The organism is Acidibrevibacterium fodinaquatile (genome assembly GCF_003352165.1).
GTDB classification, from domain to species: Bacteria; Pseudomonadota; Alphaproteobacteria; order Acetobacterales; family Acetobacteraceae; genus Acidibrevibacterium; species Acidibrevibacterium fodinaquatile.
On the sequence record NZ_CP029178.1, the window covers coordinates 1 to 16,054 of the forward strand.

General features: G+C 61.7%; 15 protein-coding genes. 8 read left to right on the plus strand and 7 right to left on the minus strand.

The genetic code is table 11. The features are described 5' to 3' along the window. Nucleotides 1–207 precede the first annotated feature (207 nt). Nucleotides 208–747 carry a hypothetical protein gene (locus DEF76_RS18810; protein WP_114914053.1) on the plus strand — a complete coding sequence of 180 codons (540 nt, stop codon included), beginning with the start codon at nucleotides 208–210 and terminating at the stop codon, nucleotides 745–747. Nucleotides 748–2,562: 1,815 nt separating this feature from the next. Beyond that, a complete protein-coding gene (locus DEF76_RS18825; protein WP_114914056.1) occupies nucleotides 2,563–2,802 on the plus strand; it encodes a hypothetical protein in 240 nt (79 codons plus the stop codon). A gap of 526 nt (nucleotides 2,803–3,328) precedes the next feature. Here DEF76_RS18825 and DEF76_RS19585 read toward each other — a convergent pair. Continuing rightward, nucleotides 3,329–3,478 (minus strand): MFS transporter, encoded by a 150-nt coding sequence (locus tag DEF76_RS19585; RefSeq protein ID WP_162800775.1) that lies wholly within the window; start codon nucleotides 3,476–3,478, stop codon nucleotides 3,329–3,331. A gap of 409 nt (nucleotides 3,479–3,887) precedes the next feature. Here DEF76_RS19585 and DEF76_RS18830 point away from each other — a divergent pair, with 409 nt between their 5' ends. Next, on the plus strand, nucleotides 3,888–4,754 hold the full coding sequence (locus DEF76_RS18830; RefSeq protein WP_114914057.1) for a replication initiation protein: 867 nt from the start codon (nucleotides 3,888–3,890) through the stop codon (nucleotides 4,752–4,754). 143 nt (nucleotides 4,755–4,897) lie between these two features. Here DEF76_RS18830 and DEF76_RS18835 read toward each other — a convergent pair whose 3' ends face one another. Both DEF76_RS18835 and DEF76_RS18840 read right to left on the minus strand, forming a co-directional pair. After that, on the minus strand, nucleotides 4,898–5,209 hold the full coding sequence (locus DEF76_RS18835; RefSeq protein ID WP_114914058.1) for a hypothetical protein: 312 nt from the start codon (nucleotides 5,207–5,209) through the stop codon (nucleotides 4,898–4,900). Next, on the minus strand, nucleotides 5,202–5,810 hold the full coding sequence (locus DEF76_RS18840) for a ParA family protein (RefSeq protein ID WP_114914059.1): 609 nt from the start codon (nucleotides 5,808–5,810) through the stop codon (nucleotides 5,202–5,204). The genes DEF76_RS18835 and DEF76_RS18840 overlap by 8 nt, the downstream gene beginning before the upstream one ends. 214 nt (nucleotides 5,811–6,024) lie before the next feature. Between DEF76_RS18840 and DEF76_RS18845 the strand changes: the two genes are divergently transcribed. Both DEF76_RS18845 and DEF76_RS18850 read left to right on the plus strand, forming a co-directional pair. Then, complete coding sequence (locus DEF76_RS18845; RefSeq protein ID WP_114914060.1) at nucleotides 6,025–6,414, plus strand: type II toxin-antitoxin system RelE/ParE family toxin; 390 nt, start codon at nucleotides 6,025–6,027, stop codon at nucleotides 6,412–6,414. Next, entirely contained in the window at nucleotides 6,395–6,781 is a 387-nt protein-coding gene (locus tag DEF76_RS18850; protein WP_240319374.1) for a helix-turn-helix domain-containing protein, read from the plus strand. Before DEF76_RS18845 ends, DEF76_RS18850 begins: the two co-directional genes overlap by 20 nt. A gap of 15 nt (nucleotides 6,782–6,796) precedes the next feature. Here DEF76_RS18850 and DEF76_RS18855 read toward each other — a convergent pair whose 3' ends face one another. Then, complete coding sequence (locus DEF76_RS18855) at nucleotides 6,797–7,333, minus strand: tyrosine-type recombinase/integrase (protein WP_408842897.1); 537 nt, start codon at nucleotides 7,331–7,333, stop codon at nucleotides 6,797–6,799. After that, nucleotides 7,330–10,344: a Tn3 family transposase gene (locus DEF76_RS18860; RefSeq protein ID WP_114914062.1), complete on the minus strand. Its 3,015-nt coding sequence runs from the start codon at nucleotides 10,342–10,344 to the stop codon at nucleotides 7,330–7,332. Before DEF76_RS18860 ends, DEF76_RS18855 begins: the two co-directional genes overlap by 4 nt. 93 nt (nucleotides 10,345–10,437) lie before the next feature. Between DEF76_RS18860 and DEF76_RS18865 the strand changes: the two genes are divergently transcribed. Together DEF76_RS18865 and DEF76_RS18870 are read left to right on the plus strand one after the other, a co-directional pair. Then, on the plus strand, nucleotides 10,438–11,055 hold the full coding sequence (locus tag DEF76_RS18865; protein WP_114914063.1) for a recombinase family protein: 618 nt from the start codon (nucleotides 10,438–10,440) through the stop codon (nucleotides 11,053–11,055). Between the two features lie 52 nt (nucleotides 11,056–11,107). Further along, complete coding sequence (locus DEF76_RS18870) at nucleotides 11,108–11,392, plus strand: hypothetical protein (RefSeq protein WP_114914064.1); 285 nt, start codon at nucleotides 11,108–11,110, stop codon at nucleotides 11,390–11,392. Between the two features lie 324 nt (nucleotides 11,393–11,716). Here DEF76_RS18870 and DEF76_RS18875 read toward each other — a convergent pair whose 3' ends face one another. Beyond that, nucleotides 11,717–12,307 carry a recombinase family protein gene (locus tag DEF76_RS18875; RefSeq protein WP_205215999.1) on the minus strand — a complete coding sequence of 197 codons (591 nt, stop codon included), beginning with the start codon at nucleotides 12,305–12,307 and terminating at the stop codon, nucleotides 11,717–11,719. A gap of 116 nt (nucleotides 12,308–12,423) precedes the next feature. Between DEF76_RS18875 and DEF76_RS18880 the strand changes: the two genes are divergently transcribed. Next, on the plus strand, nucleotides 12,424–15,399 hold the full coding sequence (locus DEF76_RS18880; protein ID WP_114914065.1) for a Tn3 family transposase: 2,976 nt from the start codon (nucleotides 12,424–12,426) through the stop codon (nucleotides 15,397–15,399). Here the strand turns inward: DEF76_RS18880 and istB are convergent. Beyond that, nucleotides 15,308–16,054: an IS21-like element helper ATPase IstB gene (istB, locus tag DEF76_RS18885; RefSeq protein ID WP_114914066.1), complete on the minus strand. Its 747-nt coding sequence runs from the start codon at nucleotides 16,052–16,054 to the stop codon at nucleotides 15,308–15,310. The genes DEF76_RS18880 and istB overlap by 92 nt on opposite strands.

The window sequence follows — 16,054 nt, forward strand, 5'->3', positions numbered from 1 at the left end:
GGAGGAAGCGGCTGGGCATCGCGGTTCCTGGCCGGCAGGGCCGGAGTGGAGAGGGTGGGCAGGGTGGAGAGAGGAAAGGCTGTCTCTAAAATAGACACATTTCGTGCAACGAAATGTATATTGAGCCTAACCCGCTATTCTTAAGACTCTGTTTCCTTGTGTGCGACATACTCCTCCTCCCGTGGTCAGCCAGGAAGAGGAGCCGCCATGAGCGCCGCCGCCCCTAAACAACCCGTGTCCGTCTTCAATCAGGCGGCCGAGGACAGGCTCAAGGAACTGCTGGAGAAGAGAAAGCGCGACAAGCTCACCCGAGCGGAGGCCCTAGAGGTGCGGGAGTTGCAGCTGCTGAAAGACAAGGCGCGGCAGGCCAAGGAAGGTGCCGCCATTGCGCAGGCCCGCCGCAAGCTCGCCGACCAGGACAGATACCGGATTGGCGGCTTCGCCCTCACCGCCGGGTTGGGGGGTTGGTCCGATGCGGAGCTGCGGGCCGGGTTTGCCTTCCTCGCTGCGATGAACGCGACGCAGAGAGCCGAACTGCTTCCGGTTGCCGCGAACGCTGACAGCAAAGCCGGCGGCGATGCGGTGGCGGCGCCCGTCACCTCCGCGATGGCATCGACGCTGATGCCCGTGCCGACGCCCGAGGCTGAGGAGGCAACGCTCGACCAGGCACACGCCGAGCCGATGGCGGAGGCCGCCATGCCAGCGTCTGCTTCCATGTCCACGGGCCTCCGTCAGTTCGGCGGCTAGGCAAGCTGATGTGATGGTCGCCCCCCATGGATGAGGAAGATGACCTGCTGGCGCTCATCGTTGCCTCCCTCGAGGAGGCGGACAAGATCGCGGCGGCGACCCACGGCGCTACTGATGCCGCGCGTCAGGCGGCTTTGGAAACCCAGTGGCAGAGTTGCGTGAAAGGGTTTCCGGGTTGGAGACGAGCGTTGCCACGTTCACGAAGCAATCCCGCGACAGGGCGGCGGCTCTGGAGAAGAAGGTCGACGCCGTGACCACGATGCTGAAAACCATGAGGAGGCGTTTCTTGGAACGCTATGCCTAGGGCGGTGCTGGCTCGGCATCTCGCTCTGCGCCTCGCTGCTCTACCTGCTCGCCATGGCGAACCTCCGCCGTTGAGCTTGGCGCTGCCTGCACCCGGGGCGGTCGCGTGTCCCCGCCCCCGCCCCCATCCTCGCCCTCCGGTAGGCAATGCTCTTGCGCTTGGCCCGGCGCCCGCACGAGGCGGGCGCCGGGCCGCCACTCTCCTGTGGCCGTGTTGATAAGGCGGGTTGCCCGCGCGACGTGACCCGGCATCGACGCGAGGACTGAGCCGCGGCATCGCCTCGGCCCGAAGGTTCGGGGTCTTCGTTCTCATGCTCGCCGCCCGGGTCTCGCCTGCTGGCTGCCCCGAGCCTGCCGTCGTGCCCGCACAAGGCGGGCACGACGGCCGCAGGTTCATGCCCCCGCCGGCAGTGGCGAAGCAGCGCCAGAGCGTGAGCAAGGGGGGGACTTCTGCCTTGGCCCGAGCCTCGACCTCTTCATTCTCATGCTCGCCACCGGGGTCTCACCCGCCTTCTGCCCCCGAGGCTTGGCGCCGTGCCCGCCTTGTGCGGGCACGGCGCCGCCGGTTCCGCGGCCCCAGCCAGTGATGGCGATGGAAGGCAAAAGAAAAAAGGAGAAAAATATTTCTAAACCGATGGCTTGATAATTTTATCTGGCTTTCTACCAGTCATCAGTCAGGACTAATGGTAAAGCGCGGTTAATTGATTGCAACTGTCGACACCAATGCAGTAACGCTATTGTTTTTTTATATATTATTTGATAGAATATACTTATGAAAAAGATTTATTTTAAAATCCAATTAAGTCACTTCAAGACCATAAATCGTAATCACAGTGCCGGATATAGAAAGCTTCAGCGCCCCAGCTCTCGAAAAAAATGGTACGAAATTGCCGACCGCGTCATCGAAATCATAATAACAATTATTAAAATCGTCGAATTCGTCATGCTCGTCGCCAACTGGTTTAGAAATATTATTCTATTTCATTTTTTCTGACCCTTGTCCGCCTTGTGCGGGCACGGCGCCGCTGGTTCCGCGGCGCCGACAGTGATGGCAGCAGAACGCGAAAAGAACACGGCGGAAAATTGGTTGGAAACCGTTGGCACGAAAATTGTACCTGGCTTTCCGCCAGTAACCGGCCAGTGCTCATGGTAAAGCGCGGTTAAGGAACTGCCGCTTTCGACGCACTGCCAGTCATGTCGAGGTATGGCATGACGGCTGCAGGAATTATTTGGTGCTTGATAGTGAGGTTGAAGGCGATGGGATTGAAGCCGTTGGCCTTCGTCTCGAATGACCTGCTGTGAGGACAGTCACGCAAGAGGCGATGCGATATTTTTTCGTGCTTGTCTATTTTTCTCTTGAAGTTACTCAATATATATACTATCTTCATATCAAGAGACGGGCGGACATCTTCTTCCCTCTCCCGCGCGCCGGGCGCCCCCCGGAAACCAAGCGGCCGAGCATGGTGCTACGAACACCATACCCGGCCTGACTCGCAACATTGGAGTGGACCAATGCCACAAGCTGCCAAACACCGTAGCACACCGCGCTCCCTGTCGGGAGCCGCCGTCATCCCCTCTCGCCCCAAGGCCCGGCATCGCGGCCACAGCGCCGGATATGCCGCGCGTCAGCGCCCTGGTTCCCACTCGGGCGAGAAGACCTGGCGCGAAGTTGCCGACCGCGGCCTCGAAATCGTCATCTGCATCGGTCACATCGTCGGCGTCGTCATGCTGGTCGTCGACCATTTGTTCTGACCCGCCCCCGCCATCCGCACAGCCGCGCCAAAATGGCGCTTCTTCTCGGGTTTGCCTGCTCGGATTTGTGTGTCTGTGCTGTCCATTGCCCCGGGGAAAGAGACTCCCCTGGGGAGAGAGAAAGCCGGGGATTACGTCAGGATAGCCGTTGCCTGATAGATTTGGGCTTGCATGGCGTCGGCGAGTGCGCAAAAAAATTGGCGGCCGAAAAGGCCGCCAAGTTTAGGGAGGAAACGTCCAAGAAAGTGCGAGGCATGGCCTCGCGCAGGACGAGATATAACGCCGCCGCGTCTGGCCTCAACTGAAATTTGTGCAATGCAGCAAAGCGCCGCTGGCGGTGTTGCGTTTCTGCCACGTGCTTGCCCTGTAACGGCGATGATGCAGCCGCTTCGCTGTTCTTCTTTCCCTCCCCTCCCCTCCCCTCCCCGTCCCGTAGGCATGGCTTTCCGCCCGCCGTAGGTGGTTTTTCAGCGGTAACGCTACTTCGGGGGTGGGGGTTAGTCCGCTGACGGTGAAACTGCGCCCCTCAAAGCATGCTTTCTTGTTTGGCTGCCGCATCACGGGCGCGGATAGCGTTTCCGAGGCGCTCGAGGGCCTTTGCGTGGCAGGCAGTTATCCACAGAAGTGGTTTATCCACCGCGGAAAGATTCAAATTCTCTTTTAAGTTCAATTTCATGCTCAAATTTCTTGTTTGTAATCAATGAGTTAAATTGGGATAATGCGACCAAACGGGCGGGTAATTACGACCAAACGGGCGGGTAATTACGACCAAACGGGCGGGCAATTACGACCAAACGGGCGGGCTTGGTTTTATGCTGAAGACCGTTCCGAGACGGAAAATTTGGTTCGCCAAATGGGTCTGTGCGGCTGAGCTGAACAGAAAACCGACACAAGGCTCGATGACGCGGTAAATTGTCACCGGGTGAACGCAACATGGGCGGCTAAATACGACTAAACGGGCGGCTGAATAGGGAGGATAGGAAGCGCTCCGGGTTAAAAAGCTGCCGGGATAATTACGACCAAACGGGCGGGTCTAGCGAAGCGACTTGCATAGCTGGTCAGGTCATATTATCCACTGAAAGAGCATGAGCTCGACGCTTTCCCAGATGACAAACGGCAGCGGCTTTCCGAAGGCTGCTGAGCTAATAGAGATTACCGGCACGCACGCGCTGGAAGCGTCCGATCGCGCCATCTTTAACCATCTTCTACAAACCGCCCACGATAGCGGCCGACTCGCGGACCCTGACGCCGAGTGGGAAATCTCTCTTGCTGCCTTGCGCCGCGCATCATCACGACATGAAAGCAATGACAGGCTGAGAGAAAGCTTACGGCGACTGCGCCGAACGGATGTAAAAGTCACGTATATCTCCAGCCGGACTGGCAAACGCCGGACGATGGAATCACATCTGCTGGAATTCACTGATACGGACGACGAGGAAAGCGACTCAGCCACACTTCAATTTGGCATTCCGAAGCGCCTGCGGCTGATTCTGGCACGCTCCAACCGCTGGGGAAGAATTCGCTGCGAGGTCGTCTATGCGATGACTAGTAAATATGCCATCGCCCTCTACGAGAAGCTGTGCTTATGGGCGAATCTCGACCACTGTGTGCGCACGATGGATATTGCGGAGTTCCGGGACATGTTGGGCGTACCTCCCGGTGCTTACGAGCGCGGATTAGACTTTGAACGCAAGGTGATTGACCCGGCGGCACTGGAGGTGAACGGTCTATCCGACATGAGCGTGCGGATTGAGCCACAACGTCGACATACACGCGCGTCCATTCACGCCATCACGTTGTGCTGGTGGAGAAAGCAAGGCGACGAATTTCGCGCGGCGATGCAAGAAAGGAACCGCAGCAAGGTTGGCCGCATGGCGAGGCTTAGGGGAAAAGTGGAAAAGGTGGATGCTACCTTGCAACTCCCGCCGCCCAACGGGCTGCGAGATCCCTAACCCGCAGTAGCTGCGGTGTTTGTTGAGCTCAACTGGCAGCGCGGCGTCCATAGTAGAAAAACCGCTGGAAAGGGCGGGATGTTTTGTTTATTTAGATTTTCGAATTTCTAAACATGTGGAAATTCGGATTTCTGAATAGGCGGTTATTTTCCTAACCAATTTTCAAGCAGTTCTTGCAGCACGTCGGATAGGTCGCGGCCCTCGTCTTCGGCCTGTAGCCGCGCTACGGCCTCGCGTTGTGTCTTACGCTTGAGAAAATGCGAATAGAGCTTCCATTCTGGGTTGCTGCGCTTGCCGGTTGCCGGGCGTCCTCTCCCCCGTGCGACTAGGTTCGGATCGACGTGCATGGTTACTGGCGAAGGAGCCAGGGTCACTGCCTCGTCGTCACGCTCGGGTTCAACGGGAAGCGTCCGAAGTTGGGCTAGCGCCGCAAATTTCCCTTGCTTCTCAGCCACGGATTATCTCCCTTCCGGCAGCTTCATAGGCATCCCAAGCCCTGCCCGCATTACGATCGTCCCGCACGCTGTAGACTGGCACTCCCTCAGCGGCAGCCTTCTCGAACGCGGCTAGCCGAGGGATTTCAGCCGTGAACGCAGGAATACCTTCACGCCGCAGCATCTCTCGGAGCTGCTGGCCTTCGGTACGGGGCTTCGGCGGCACCATAGTGAGCAAAACCCGGTGGCGATCATTCTTGAGCTGATGGAGCTTAGCGAGGGTATGGGTCAATCCGTCGTTCGCTACACTCTCCGGGACAGCCGGTATCACCAGGAGGTCGCAGTTGGCCGCCAAATCTCTGAAGTCGTCATCGGTCGGATTCCCCTCGGTATCGATGATAATGTGCTGATAATCCCGCAGGTGACTAACCATCTGGGCGTGTGTAACGACCTTGAAGGGTAAACCTCTGTCGTCGCCACGCTGACTCCACTTGGTCGCGCTACGGATGGCATCCCCGTCCACCAGAAGAGTTGGCGCCAAACGTTGCAAATATGCAGCAAGGTGTATCGCAGTGGTCGTCTTCCCCACCCCGCCCTTGTAGCTCGTCACCGTGATAATCATCGTATATGCGTCTTTTCGGATTTCCGAATATCAGAATAACCGATAATCCACCTATATGTCTATGCGGATTTTTGACGTTTCAGATATGCGAAAATTCACAATTTCGGATATCCAGATTTTTGGATATCTGAAATATATTATGCCAAATTTTTAGCTAACTTTATTGGCTTCCCTTAGGTAGCACTATGTGCTATGGAGCGGTGTGAGGGTTTTTATGGTTCCCCAGGTCGCGAAACTCCTGCGCAAGGAACGCCTGCCTGATACCATTCTGTGCAAACCCGCGCGGGAAGTTTTAGCGGGAACACTTGGTGCTGGCGAGGCTGATCTCGGCTCGGGATTGTTCAAGAAGCGATTGGCTCGGCCAGGCGGCGGAAAGCGCGGCGGCTATCGTGCAATTATCGCTTATCAGGCGCCACAGGCAGATCGGGTCTTGGTGGCTTACGCATTCGCGAAGAATGCCGCTTCAACTCTGACACAGCAGGGTCATGAGGCCCTGAATAAAGTCGCCCAGGCGTTCATGGCAACGAACAATGAGCAACTGACAGAGCTATTGGCTGCGCAGGACGTAAGCGAGGTGATGTGTGATGGCAAAAACGATGGCTGAGTCTACAAAGCGCATGGGAGCGCAGGCAGTTGAAGACGATATGCTCGCGACAGCCCATGGTCTCGCGGCAGCGCTGCATCGCGTCGGCGCGCTCGATAGTGCGGACATGCGCACCATGGACCGACTTTGCCTCCCGCCACGGCCTAATTACAGCCCCCCGGAAATTAAACGTATCCGGGCTGCCACCCGGATGAGTCAGCCGGTTTTCGCCCGGCTGCTCGGCGTCGATAAGTCAGCCGTTACGCAGTGGGAGCGCGGGGTGAAGCGCCCATCTGGCCCCGCCCTTCGCCTGCTGGAAGTGCTCGACCCCGAAAGGTCTGTCAGCCCCGTTGTCCAGGTCCGACGTGAGATTGACAAGGTCGCCTGACGCGGAACGCTGTGCTCACTCCCACATTTTGCTGGCGATATTTTTTTCTTCGGCGCCTGTGGCGTTGGCATAGATGGCGGTGGTGGTGAGCTGGGCGTGACCGAGCCATTTCTGGAGGAGGTTGAGGGGGATGCCGGCGGAGACGGCGGTGACGCCGAAGCTGTGGCGGAGGCCTTTGGGGGAGGCGTGGGGGCCGGAGAGCCCGGCGGCTTGCATGAGGGCGTGGATGGCGCGCCAGCCGGTCATGCGTGACCAGGGCCAGAGACGGATGCCGCGTCCTTTGCCGCGGCGGGCCTGGTGTTCGCGGATGCCGTGGACGAGGTCGAGGGCGCTGAGCAGGGCAGGGGGGACGGGGACGGCGCGGTAGATGCCGCGCTGGCGTTTTTTCAGGCTCTCGAAGATGAGCACGCCGGCGGCGAGGTCGACGCGGTCGATGGTGAGGGCCAGGGCCTCGGAGAGGCGGCAGCCGGCGTAGGCGAGGGTCATACCGGGGGTACGCCATAGAACGGGCAGGATAGCACGGTTCGTGGCACGTAAAGAGAACGCGGCTATGCTGCCAGCGCCTTGGCCATGGGCAAGCTGGCAAAGATGCCCTTAAGCGGCCGGAATCCGTCCGGGCCAAGGCTGGTATCGGCGCCCCAGAGATAGTCGCCAGTCAGGTTGATGTGCTGCCAGCCGAGCGGCGCGAGGTGGGCGAGCAATTCGTCCGGCATCGTTTCGCCACGGCGACGTATAGCGTCAAGGGCACGGCCGAGATAGACGGTGTTCCACAGCACGATGGCCGCTGTTACCAAGGCCAAGCCGCTGGCCCGGTGCTGCTGGGCCTGGGCAGTGCGGTCGTGCAGGCGCCCGAGGCGGTGAAAGCATACGGCACGGGCCAGTGCATTGTGGCTCTCGCCCTTGTTGAGTTCAGCCGTTGCCTGCCGCCGAAGTTGCGGCTGTTCAAGCCAGTTCAGGGCGTGAAGGGTTCGTTCGATGCGCCCGATTTCTCGCAACGCGAGGGCCAATCCATTCTGCCGGGGATAGGCACCGAGGCGCTTGAGCATCAACGAGGCACTGACCGTGCCCGTGCGCACCGAGGCCGCCAGCCGCAGCACGTCGTCCCATTGTGCCGTGATCAGCTTTTCGTCCGGGCGCCCGGCGACGAACGGCGCCAGGGCGGGCCAGGTCGAGGCGGGGCCGAATGCGTAAAGTTTGCGGTCCGCGAGGTTGGGGATGCGCGGCGCGAAACGGAAGCCTAGGAGATGTGCCAAGGCGAAGACGTGCTCGCTCACGCCGCCGCCGTCCGTATGATGGACGGCAACGCTGAGATCCGCCTCGTGATAGAGCAGCCCGTCTATGACGTATGCCGCTTCGCCCGAGGGCGGAATAGATGCCGTGTGGAACGGCGCGTGGCGCGACGAGACGTGGGTGTAGAACAATGCGGACGGTTCCCGCCCGTGGCCGTGCCGGGCATTGTAGGCGCCCAGGGCCTCGCCGCGCCCGGCGGTCAGGAACGCCTGGCCATCGGAACTGGAGACATCGGCGAACCCGAACCGCGCTGCGAGTGGCTGGCGCTGCTGGGCATTGACCACCATGGCCAGCGCTTGGCGGTACGTGTCCTCGCGCAGGTGCCAGCCTGCGGTCCAGGCGAGTTCCCGGTAGCTCGCGACCGAGCAGGCTTCGGCCATGCGGGTCAGGCCGAGGTTGGTCGCATCGGCCAGCACGCCGGTCAGAACGACGCGCGGATCGTCAGCCGGCATTCCTGTGTGCAGGTGCGTGAAGGCGTTCGCGAATCCGGTCCAGCTATGAACGTCGGCCAGCACACTGGTGATGCGGGCACTTGGCGCCATTGCATAGAGCCGCTCGGCGGCAGCCTCCGCCTCCTCCGGGGTGATCGCCTTGAGGGGCGTGATCTTCAGTTCGTCGCCCTTGATCCTGACATCTTCCAGCTTGTCCGCAGCGGCCTTGGCGTCGATCTCCCCCATGCGCCGGTCCAGCAGGGCGCGGCGCTCGTTCAGGTACTCCTCCGCCGTCGCTGGCACGGCGACCGGCAACGGCCCGGCCTCGCGCATGGCGGCGAACAATGCGGGCGGGATGAGCTGGTCCTCGATGGCGCGCCATTGGCGGCTGCCCTCGACCCAGATGTCGCCCGAACGCATGCTGTCCCGCAGCGTGAGCAAGGTGGCGGCCTCCCACGCGCGGCGGTGTTCCGTACTCCCGTCGCCGCCGCTGTCCCGCACGGCTTTTCGCCAGGCAGGGCGGAGGAAGCTAACCGGAAGGCCCTCGGGCCATTTCCGGCTCCCGCTCTTGTATGCTTCACGCAACAACTCGACCGCGCGCAACGTTGCTGCGGCGGCGGGCACGGCGCGAAGCTCGAAGGTATCCAAGAACAGCGGACCGAGACGGTGCAGCACTGGCCAGGCACGCGTGGCCAGTGCCGGCAGGTCCACTTTGTCCGGGCGGCTGAGGCGTTCGGCTTCGGCGACGCTTTCGGCGAGCTTTTCCCAGCCGATGGACGACACCACGGCGCCGTCGAGGCCGGCTTCCCCCTCGGTTGCCTTGGCCGCGATCAGGGCGGCGCCGAGCCTGGCGAAGAGCCTGACCTTGTCGTTGACGGCACGGGCGTCTCGCAGGACAGCGTTTTCCTCGCGGGCCTCGGCGCGGCGGAACATCCGGCCGATAGCACGGTCGAACAAGCCGACCCCGTCATCGGTCAGCCGCGCCGTGGTATCCAGCACGGTCGCGACCAAAGTCGACCTGCGACGGAGCGGCGAGAGCGCGCGCAGGTGCTGGGCGGTAAAACGGCCGCCCTCACGGGCAAGTTTGCGCAGCCGCTCCGGATGCACCCCTTCAGCAACGGCGGGATCGAGGCCGATGGTGCGCAGGTGTGCGAGCTGATCGACAATCCGCTTGAGGGCCTTGTAGCCGGGCGCGCCAGATGGCTGGCGCGTCCAGGCCAGCACACTCGTCGATGCGTCCTCTTTGGACCCGAGCAGAGCGTCCAGGGCTTCGGTCTGTGCGGAGGACAGGTTGCGGGTGAGCTGTCCGGCGACGTGGCGCTCGGCCACGACCAGGACGGCGGCGATCAACCGTTCGATCACGCTCGAACCCGGGGCGAGGATCTTGCGCCGGCGCAGTTCGTCCGTCAGCGTCGCGGCGACAGTGAGGGCGTTCGTCGTCGCCAACGCCACCGGCAAAAGCCAAGCCAGCATCTCGCGGCCATGGCAGTGCGCGTACATCTGGAAGCCGAACCCCTCCCGCAGCCCGTCAAGCTGCTCGCGCCGCGTTTGGGGCCGGGCCGCATACGCGGCGAGAGCGTCGGCGCTGACCCGTAGTTGGTTGGCAACGAAGTTTAGGGCTGTCTCCGGGATGGCCTCGCCGGGCCGGAGCAAGCGGCCGGGATAGCGGAACGCACAGAGCTGGAGGGCATAGCCAAGCTGGTTATGACCGCCGCGGCGGCGATCGAGCGCCGCAAGGTCGGCAGCAGCTAATGTCCAGTGGCGGATGAGGTCGGCTTCGATGACCGGAAGGGCAAGCAGGTTCTCAAGCTGCGCATCGGTGAGCGCACGGCGTCTCGGCATAGCGGGTGTCCCAAATAGAGTGTAGTCTGTCTGCTACGGCCCGCACCCGAGCAGGAACAAGGGTTTGCCGGGCGTCCGGCGGGATGAGTTCAATTGGGACAGCGCGTCGCCCTCTACTGCCGGGTTTCGACTGCCGACCAGTCCTGCGCGCGCCAGGAACGGGATCTCGCCGCGTTCGCCGAAAGGTCCGGCTACGATGTGGTCGGTACGTTCAAGGAAACCGGCTCGGGCGTGAAACAGGACCGGGCCGAGCGGCGCAAGGTCATGGCGCTCGCCCAAGCCAGGCACATCGATGCGGTTCTGGTGACCGAGCTGTCCCGCTGGGGCCGCAGCACGACGGATCTGCTCGCGACGCTGAAGGAGTTGGAAGCCCGGCGCGTATCGGTGATCGCGCTCAACGGCATGGCATTCGACCTCGCCACGCCGCACGGACGGATGATCGCGACCGTGCTGGCCGGTATCGCGGAGTTCGAGCGCGAGCTGATACAGGAACGCATTCGCTCCGGTATCGCCGCAGCCAAAGCCAGGGGGAAACGTCTCGGCCGCCAGCCCGGACAGCGACTGAAATCGGATCGGCTCGCGCCAAAGGTCATCGCGCTCATCGGTCAGGGCCGCAGTTACCGCTTGGTCGGGCGGGAGCTTGGTTTGAGCAAGAACACCGTGGCAGCCATCGCCAAACGGAGCCGGCCAACAACCAACCCTGTCAGTTAATCCCGGCCATGTTCCCGCTACGTGCCGCGAACCGTGCTATCCTGCCCGTTCTATGGCGTACCCCCTCTATGTCTCCAACACGCCGATCTCCGCACGCCGCGCCGCCGATGCCATCCGCGCACACTGGCGGATCGAAACCACCTCCCACTACAGCCGCGACGTCACCTTCGGCGAAGACCGCTCGCGCATCCGCACCAACCCCGGCGTGTTCGCACGCTTGCGCAGTTTCGGTTTCAACATCCTTACCGCACATCGTACCAACACACTCGCCCAGGACCGCTACCGAGCCGCCCTCGCCGGTATCGATAATATGCTCGCGCTGCTCGCTATCTCATAGCATTGAACAGCCTTGGTGGAACTCCCCCCCGACACCTGGCGGATTTGGTATCACAATGCCGCAGGTCCAGAACGGCACTACGATCAGCTTAGTTGACTCAATAATTACCGGCTACGACACAGGAATAGTTGTTGGAGAGCACGCACATATTCGTAATCTTACTGTCTTGCTAGCCCGCTATGCTATCTATCTGGTCCCATCTTATCATGACATTCACATGGGTGGCGTCCTGGTGCAGTGGAGCAATTATATACTCTTTTGTCCAGGAGGAACTGTGAACTATGCCAATAAGGGGTCATCGTGGATTCTGTACCAAATCCTACGCTAAGGATTGGCGAGTGAACGTCTTACAGACGTGCGTCCGATCTTAAGCTGCTTAGCGATGGCCGATTTGCTCAAGCCATTTTGGGCGAGTTCACGGATTTGCGTTGCTTTTCCGGCGATTTTTGCCGGACGGCCATGCGGACGGCCATCCTTGCGAGCTTGAGCAATCCCCGCCTTGACCCGATCACGCAGGATGTCGCGCTCAAACTCCGCGAATACGGCCAACATGCCGGCGAAAGCCCGGCCGGCGGGCGTTGTCAGATCGAGCGCCTCGCTCAGGGACACGAAGCCCACGTTCAGCGCGGTCACCTCTTGTAGAGTGGAGACGAGATCGACAAGTGAGCGGCCCCAGCGATCGAGCCGCCAAACGACGATGACGTCGATTTCTCTTCGACGGGCAGCGCGCAACAATTCCTCGCGACGCGGGCGGGTCTTGGCCCCGGAGCCGACTTCTTCGATCGTCGACGCGATGCTCCACCCTCTGCGTTCGGCGTAAGCGCGCATGGTTTCGAGCTGCATGGGCAGCGTCTGTTGGTCATGCGTCGACACTCTGGCGTAGAGGGCGACTCGCTCGGCTTCGACCCTGGCCAAAAACCCCTCCGAATTGGAGCCGTGCAGACCCCTGCATTTGCTGAGATCGACGTACGCTATTGCGCTATGGCCAGAAACTATAGTTTATGGCCATATCCGTAAAGCGAAAACGCGCCATGCCTCGTCGCCACATTTTGTCGTTGCAGTCGCGCGCCGCGCTTTTTGACCCACCGACAGAGCCCGCAGCGATAGTAAGGCACTACACTTTCTCGCCTGAGGACATCGGGCTGATCCGCCACCGGAGGCGCGCCGTCAATCGGCTCGGGTTCGCCGTAAATCTCGCCTATCTCAAGTTTCCCGGCCGCGTACTGCGATCTGACGAGACGCCGCCGGCCGAAATGCTCGCCTACATCGCCACTCAGACCGAAAGCGAAGTGATCGAGTTCGAAAGCTACGCAAAGCGCGAAGAAACCCGGTGGGAACACCTTGGCGAACTCGAAGCCTACCTCAATGTTCGCCCATTTCGGCGCGACGACAAACGCGCCGTTGCGCAAATTGCGATCGAGTACGCGACAGGCTCGGATCGCGGCGACGTCATTGTCGCGCCGATGGTGGAATACCTGCGTGAGCGGCGCATCCTGCTTCCTGCCGCCGTCACTTTGGAGAAGGTCGCTCTCGCGGCGCGCGCGCTGGCTCGTAAGCGCGCCTATAAGAACCTTGGCGAAGGTCTCTCGCCGGAATCTATCGCGGGATTGGAATCTCTTCTCGTCGTCGCCAGAGGTGAAGAGCGCACGTCGTTCGCCTGGCTGCGGGACTGGCCCGAAGCGCCGCGCCAGAAAAACCTTCTCGCTGTCGTCGAGCGGCTTGAAGCCGTGCGCAAACTCGGTGTCGGACCAGATCGGGAGAAGCGCATTCATCGCGCCCGCTACGCAACGATCGCCAAGGAAATCTCCATTTTCGTTCCCCGCGACATCACGCGCTTCGACGCTCCGCGCCGTTTGGCGACGCTGATCATTTTTGCCCGTGAGATGGAGGCCGCTCTCACCGACGCCGCACTCGCCATGTTCGACAAGATGCTTGGTGCAGTCTTCCGTCGCGCCGACCGCACTCACAAGGACAAACTGATCGACCGCGCCAAGTCGCTCGACGCCTCCGCACGCGCCCTGCTCGGCATGGCCAAGGCCATGCTTGAAGCCAAGGCGAAGAACCAAGACCAGGTCGCGGCCGTCGAGCGGGCTCTCGGCTGGGAACGCCTGAAGGCGCTCGTCGCCGCGACGGAAACGGTCGTCATCGACGCCAGGCCCGACAACCTCGGCGAAGTTGTCGAGCGCTATGTGAGCATCCGACGCATGTCGCCGGTTGTACTCGGCGCGTTCGCCTTCCGGTCATGGAAGGAGAACGATCCGCTACTCGCCGCGCTCGATGTCGTGCGTGAACTTCACGCCAGCGGCGCGAATAAGCTTCCGCCACGAACCCCGACAGGTTTTCTGCGGCCAGCATGGCGTAAGGTCGTCAAGGCCGAGGCTGGGCTCAATCGCCGCGCCTACGAAGTCGCGGCCATGATGAGTTTGCGCGACCGATTGCGATCCGGCGACGTTTGGGTCGAAGGTAGCCGTGCTTTTCGCGCTTTCGACGATTTCCTGCTCCCGCGTGACGCTTTCAAAAATCGGCGCTCAGCCGGCGAATTGGATCTCGCCGTTCCCGATAGTTTCGAGGCCTGGCGCGATACGAAAACAAGACTTCTGGAAATGCGCCTCGGCGAGATCGACGCGCTCGCCGCCGCCGGCGAATTGCCCGAAGCCTCGCTCACGCAAGAGGGGCTGTCTATCAGCGCAATTCGCGGCTCGGAGAACGAGGCCGCCGACGCGCTCGTGCGCCGTCTCTACGCCATGTTGCCACGCCTGCGCGTCACGGAATTATTCGCGGAAGTTCATGGCTGGACGGGATTCGCCGACCGCTTCGCCCATTTGCGCACTGGCGTGCCGCCGGACGACGCGCGTGCGTTGATGACCGCCGTGCTCGCCGACGCCACCAATCTCGGCCTGACGCGCATGGCGCGCAGCGTCGGAGCTTTCAGCCATTCCCGGCTGTTATGGGTCGCCGAATGGCATGTGCGCGAGGAAACTTATCAGGCCGCGCTCGCCTGCATTTCCGACGCCATCCATGCGCAGCCGCTCACGAGACTCTGGGGCGACGGCGACACGTCGTCGTCGGATGGCCAATTCTTCCGCGCCGGCGGCCACGGCCAGGCGCGCGCAGACTACAACGCCAAATACAGCTCCGATCCGGGCGTGAAATTCTACACCCATGTTTCGGATCGCTACGCGCCGTTCCATTCCAAGGTCATCGCCGCGAACGCGAGTGAGGCGGCGCATGTCCTCGACGGCCTCATGCACCACGAAAGCTCCCTCGACATTCGCGAGCATTATACCGACACCGCCGGCGCCATCGATCACGTGTTCGGCCTCTGCCAATTGCTGGGGTTTCGCTTCGCGCCACGCATTCGCGACCTTGCTGACCGAAGACTCTACATCGTCGGCGCGCGCTCGACCCACAAGTCGCTCGAACCTCTGGTCGGCGGCACGGTCGACCTGCGCGTCATCGCCGAAAACTGGGACGAAATCCTGCGCTTGGCGGCGTCGATCAAGGCCGGAACCGTCGCGCCCTCGGCGATCCTGCGCCGTCTCGCCGCCTATCCGCGACAGAACACGCTCGCCAAGGCGCTCAAGGAAATCGGCCGCATGGAACGCACCTTGTTCACGCTCGACTGGATCGGCGACCCCGCTTTACGCCGGCGAGCGAACGCCGGCCTCAACAAGGGCGAGGCACACCATGCCCTCAAGCGGGCGGTCTTCTTCCACCGCCTCGGCGAAATCCGCGACCGCACCTTCGAAAATCAGGGCTATCGCGCATCCGGCCTCAACCTCGCCGTCGCCGCAATCATCCTCTGGAACACGGTTTATCTCGGCCGCGCCGTCGACGAATTGCGCGCGCGCGGCGAAATTATCGCGGATGATCTTCTCACGCATGTCGCGCCGCTCGGCTGGGAACACGTCGCTTTCAATGGCGACTACGTCTGGCCCACAGAGCCCCTCCCCAACGCATTTCGGCCGCTACGATACCCTCGGGCCGAGTTCCTCGACGCGGCTTAGCGTAGGATTTGGAACAGAATCCACGATGACCCCCGTACCAGCGCTCGACCGGCACTTGGCTGGTGATGATGACGGAGCGCATCTCGTGGCGGTCATCGATAATTTCCAGCAGATCGCGGCGTTGGTCCGCGTTCAGGGTCTCGGGGCCCCAATCGTCCAAAATCAACAGGTCGAGCCTGGCGATCTGGCGCAGTGTTCTGGCGTAACGGCCATCGGCGCGGGCCAGCGCCAGGGCAGAGAACAGCCGCGACACCCGGTGATAGGCGGTCGAGAGATCCTCGCGGCAAGCCTTCTGGCCCAGCGCGCAGGCCAGCCAGCTTTTGCCGACCCCGCAGGGGCCGGTAATGAGCAGATTATGCCGGGCGCGCACCCAGTCACAGCTGGCGAGTTTCAGGAACTGTGCCCGGTCGAGGCCGCGCGGGGCGCGGTAATCGACATCCTCGACGCTGGCGGACTGGCGCAATTTGGCCGCGCGGGCGCGGCTCTCGAAGCGTTTCTGCTGTCGCAACGTGGCCTCGTGCTCGAGCAATAAAGCCAGCCATTCGCCATGGGCCAAACCGGCAACCTCCGGCCGGGCGTCGAGGTCCTTGAAGGCTTTGGCCATGCCGTGCAGGCCGAGTTTGTGCAGCAGGTCGAGGGTCGGGTGGGTGAGCAT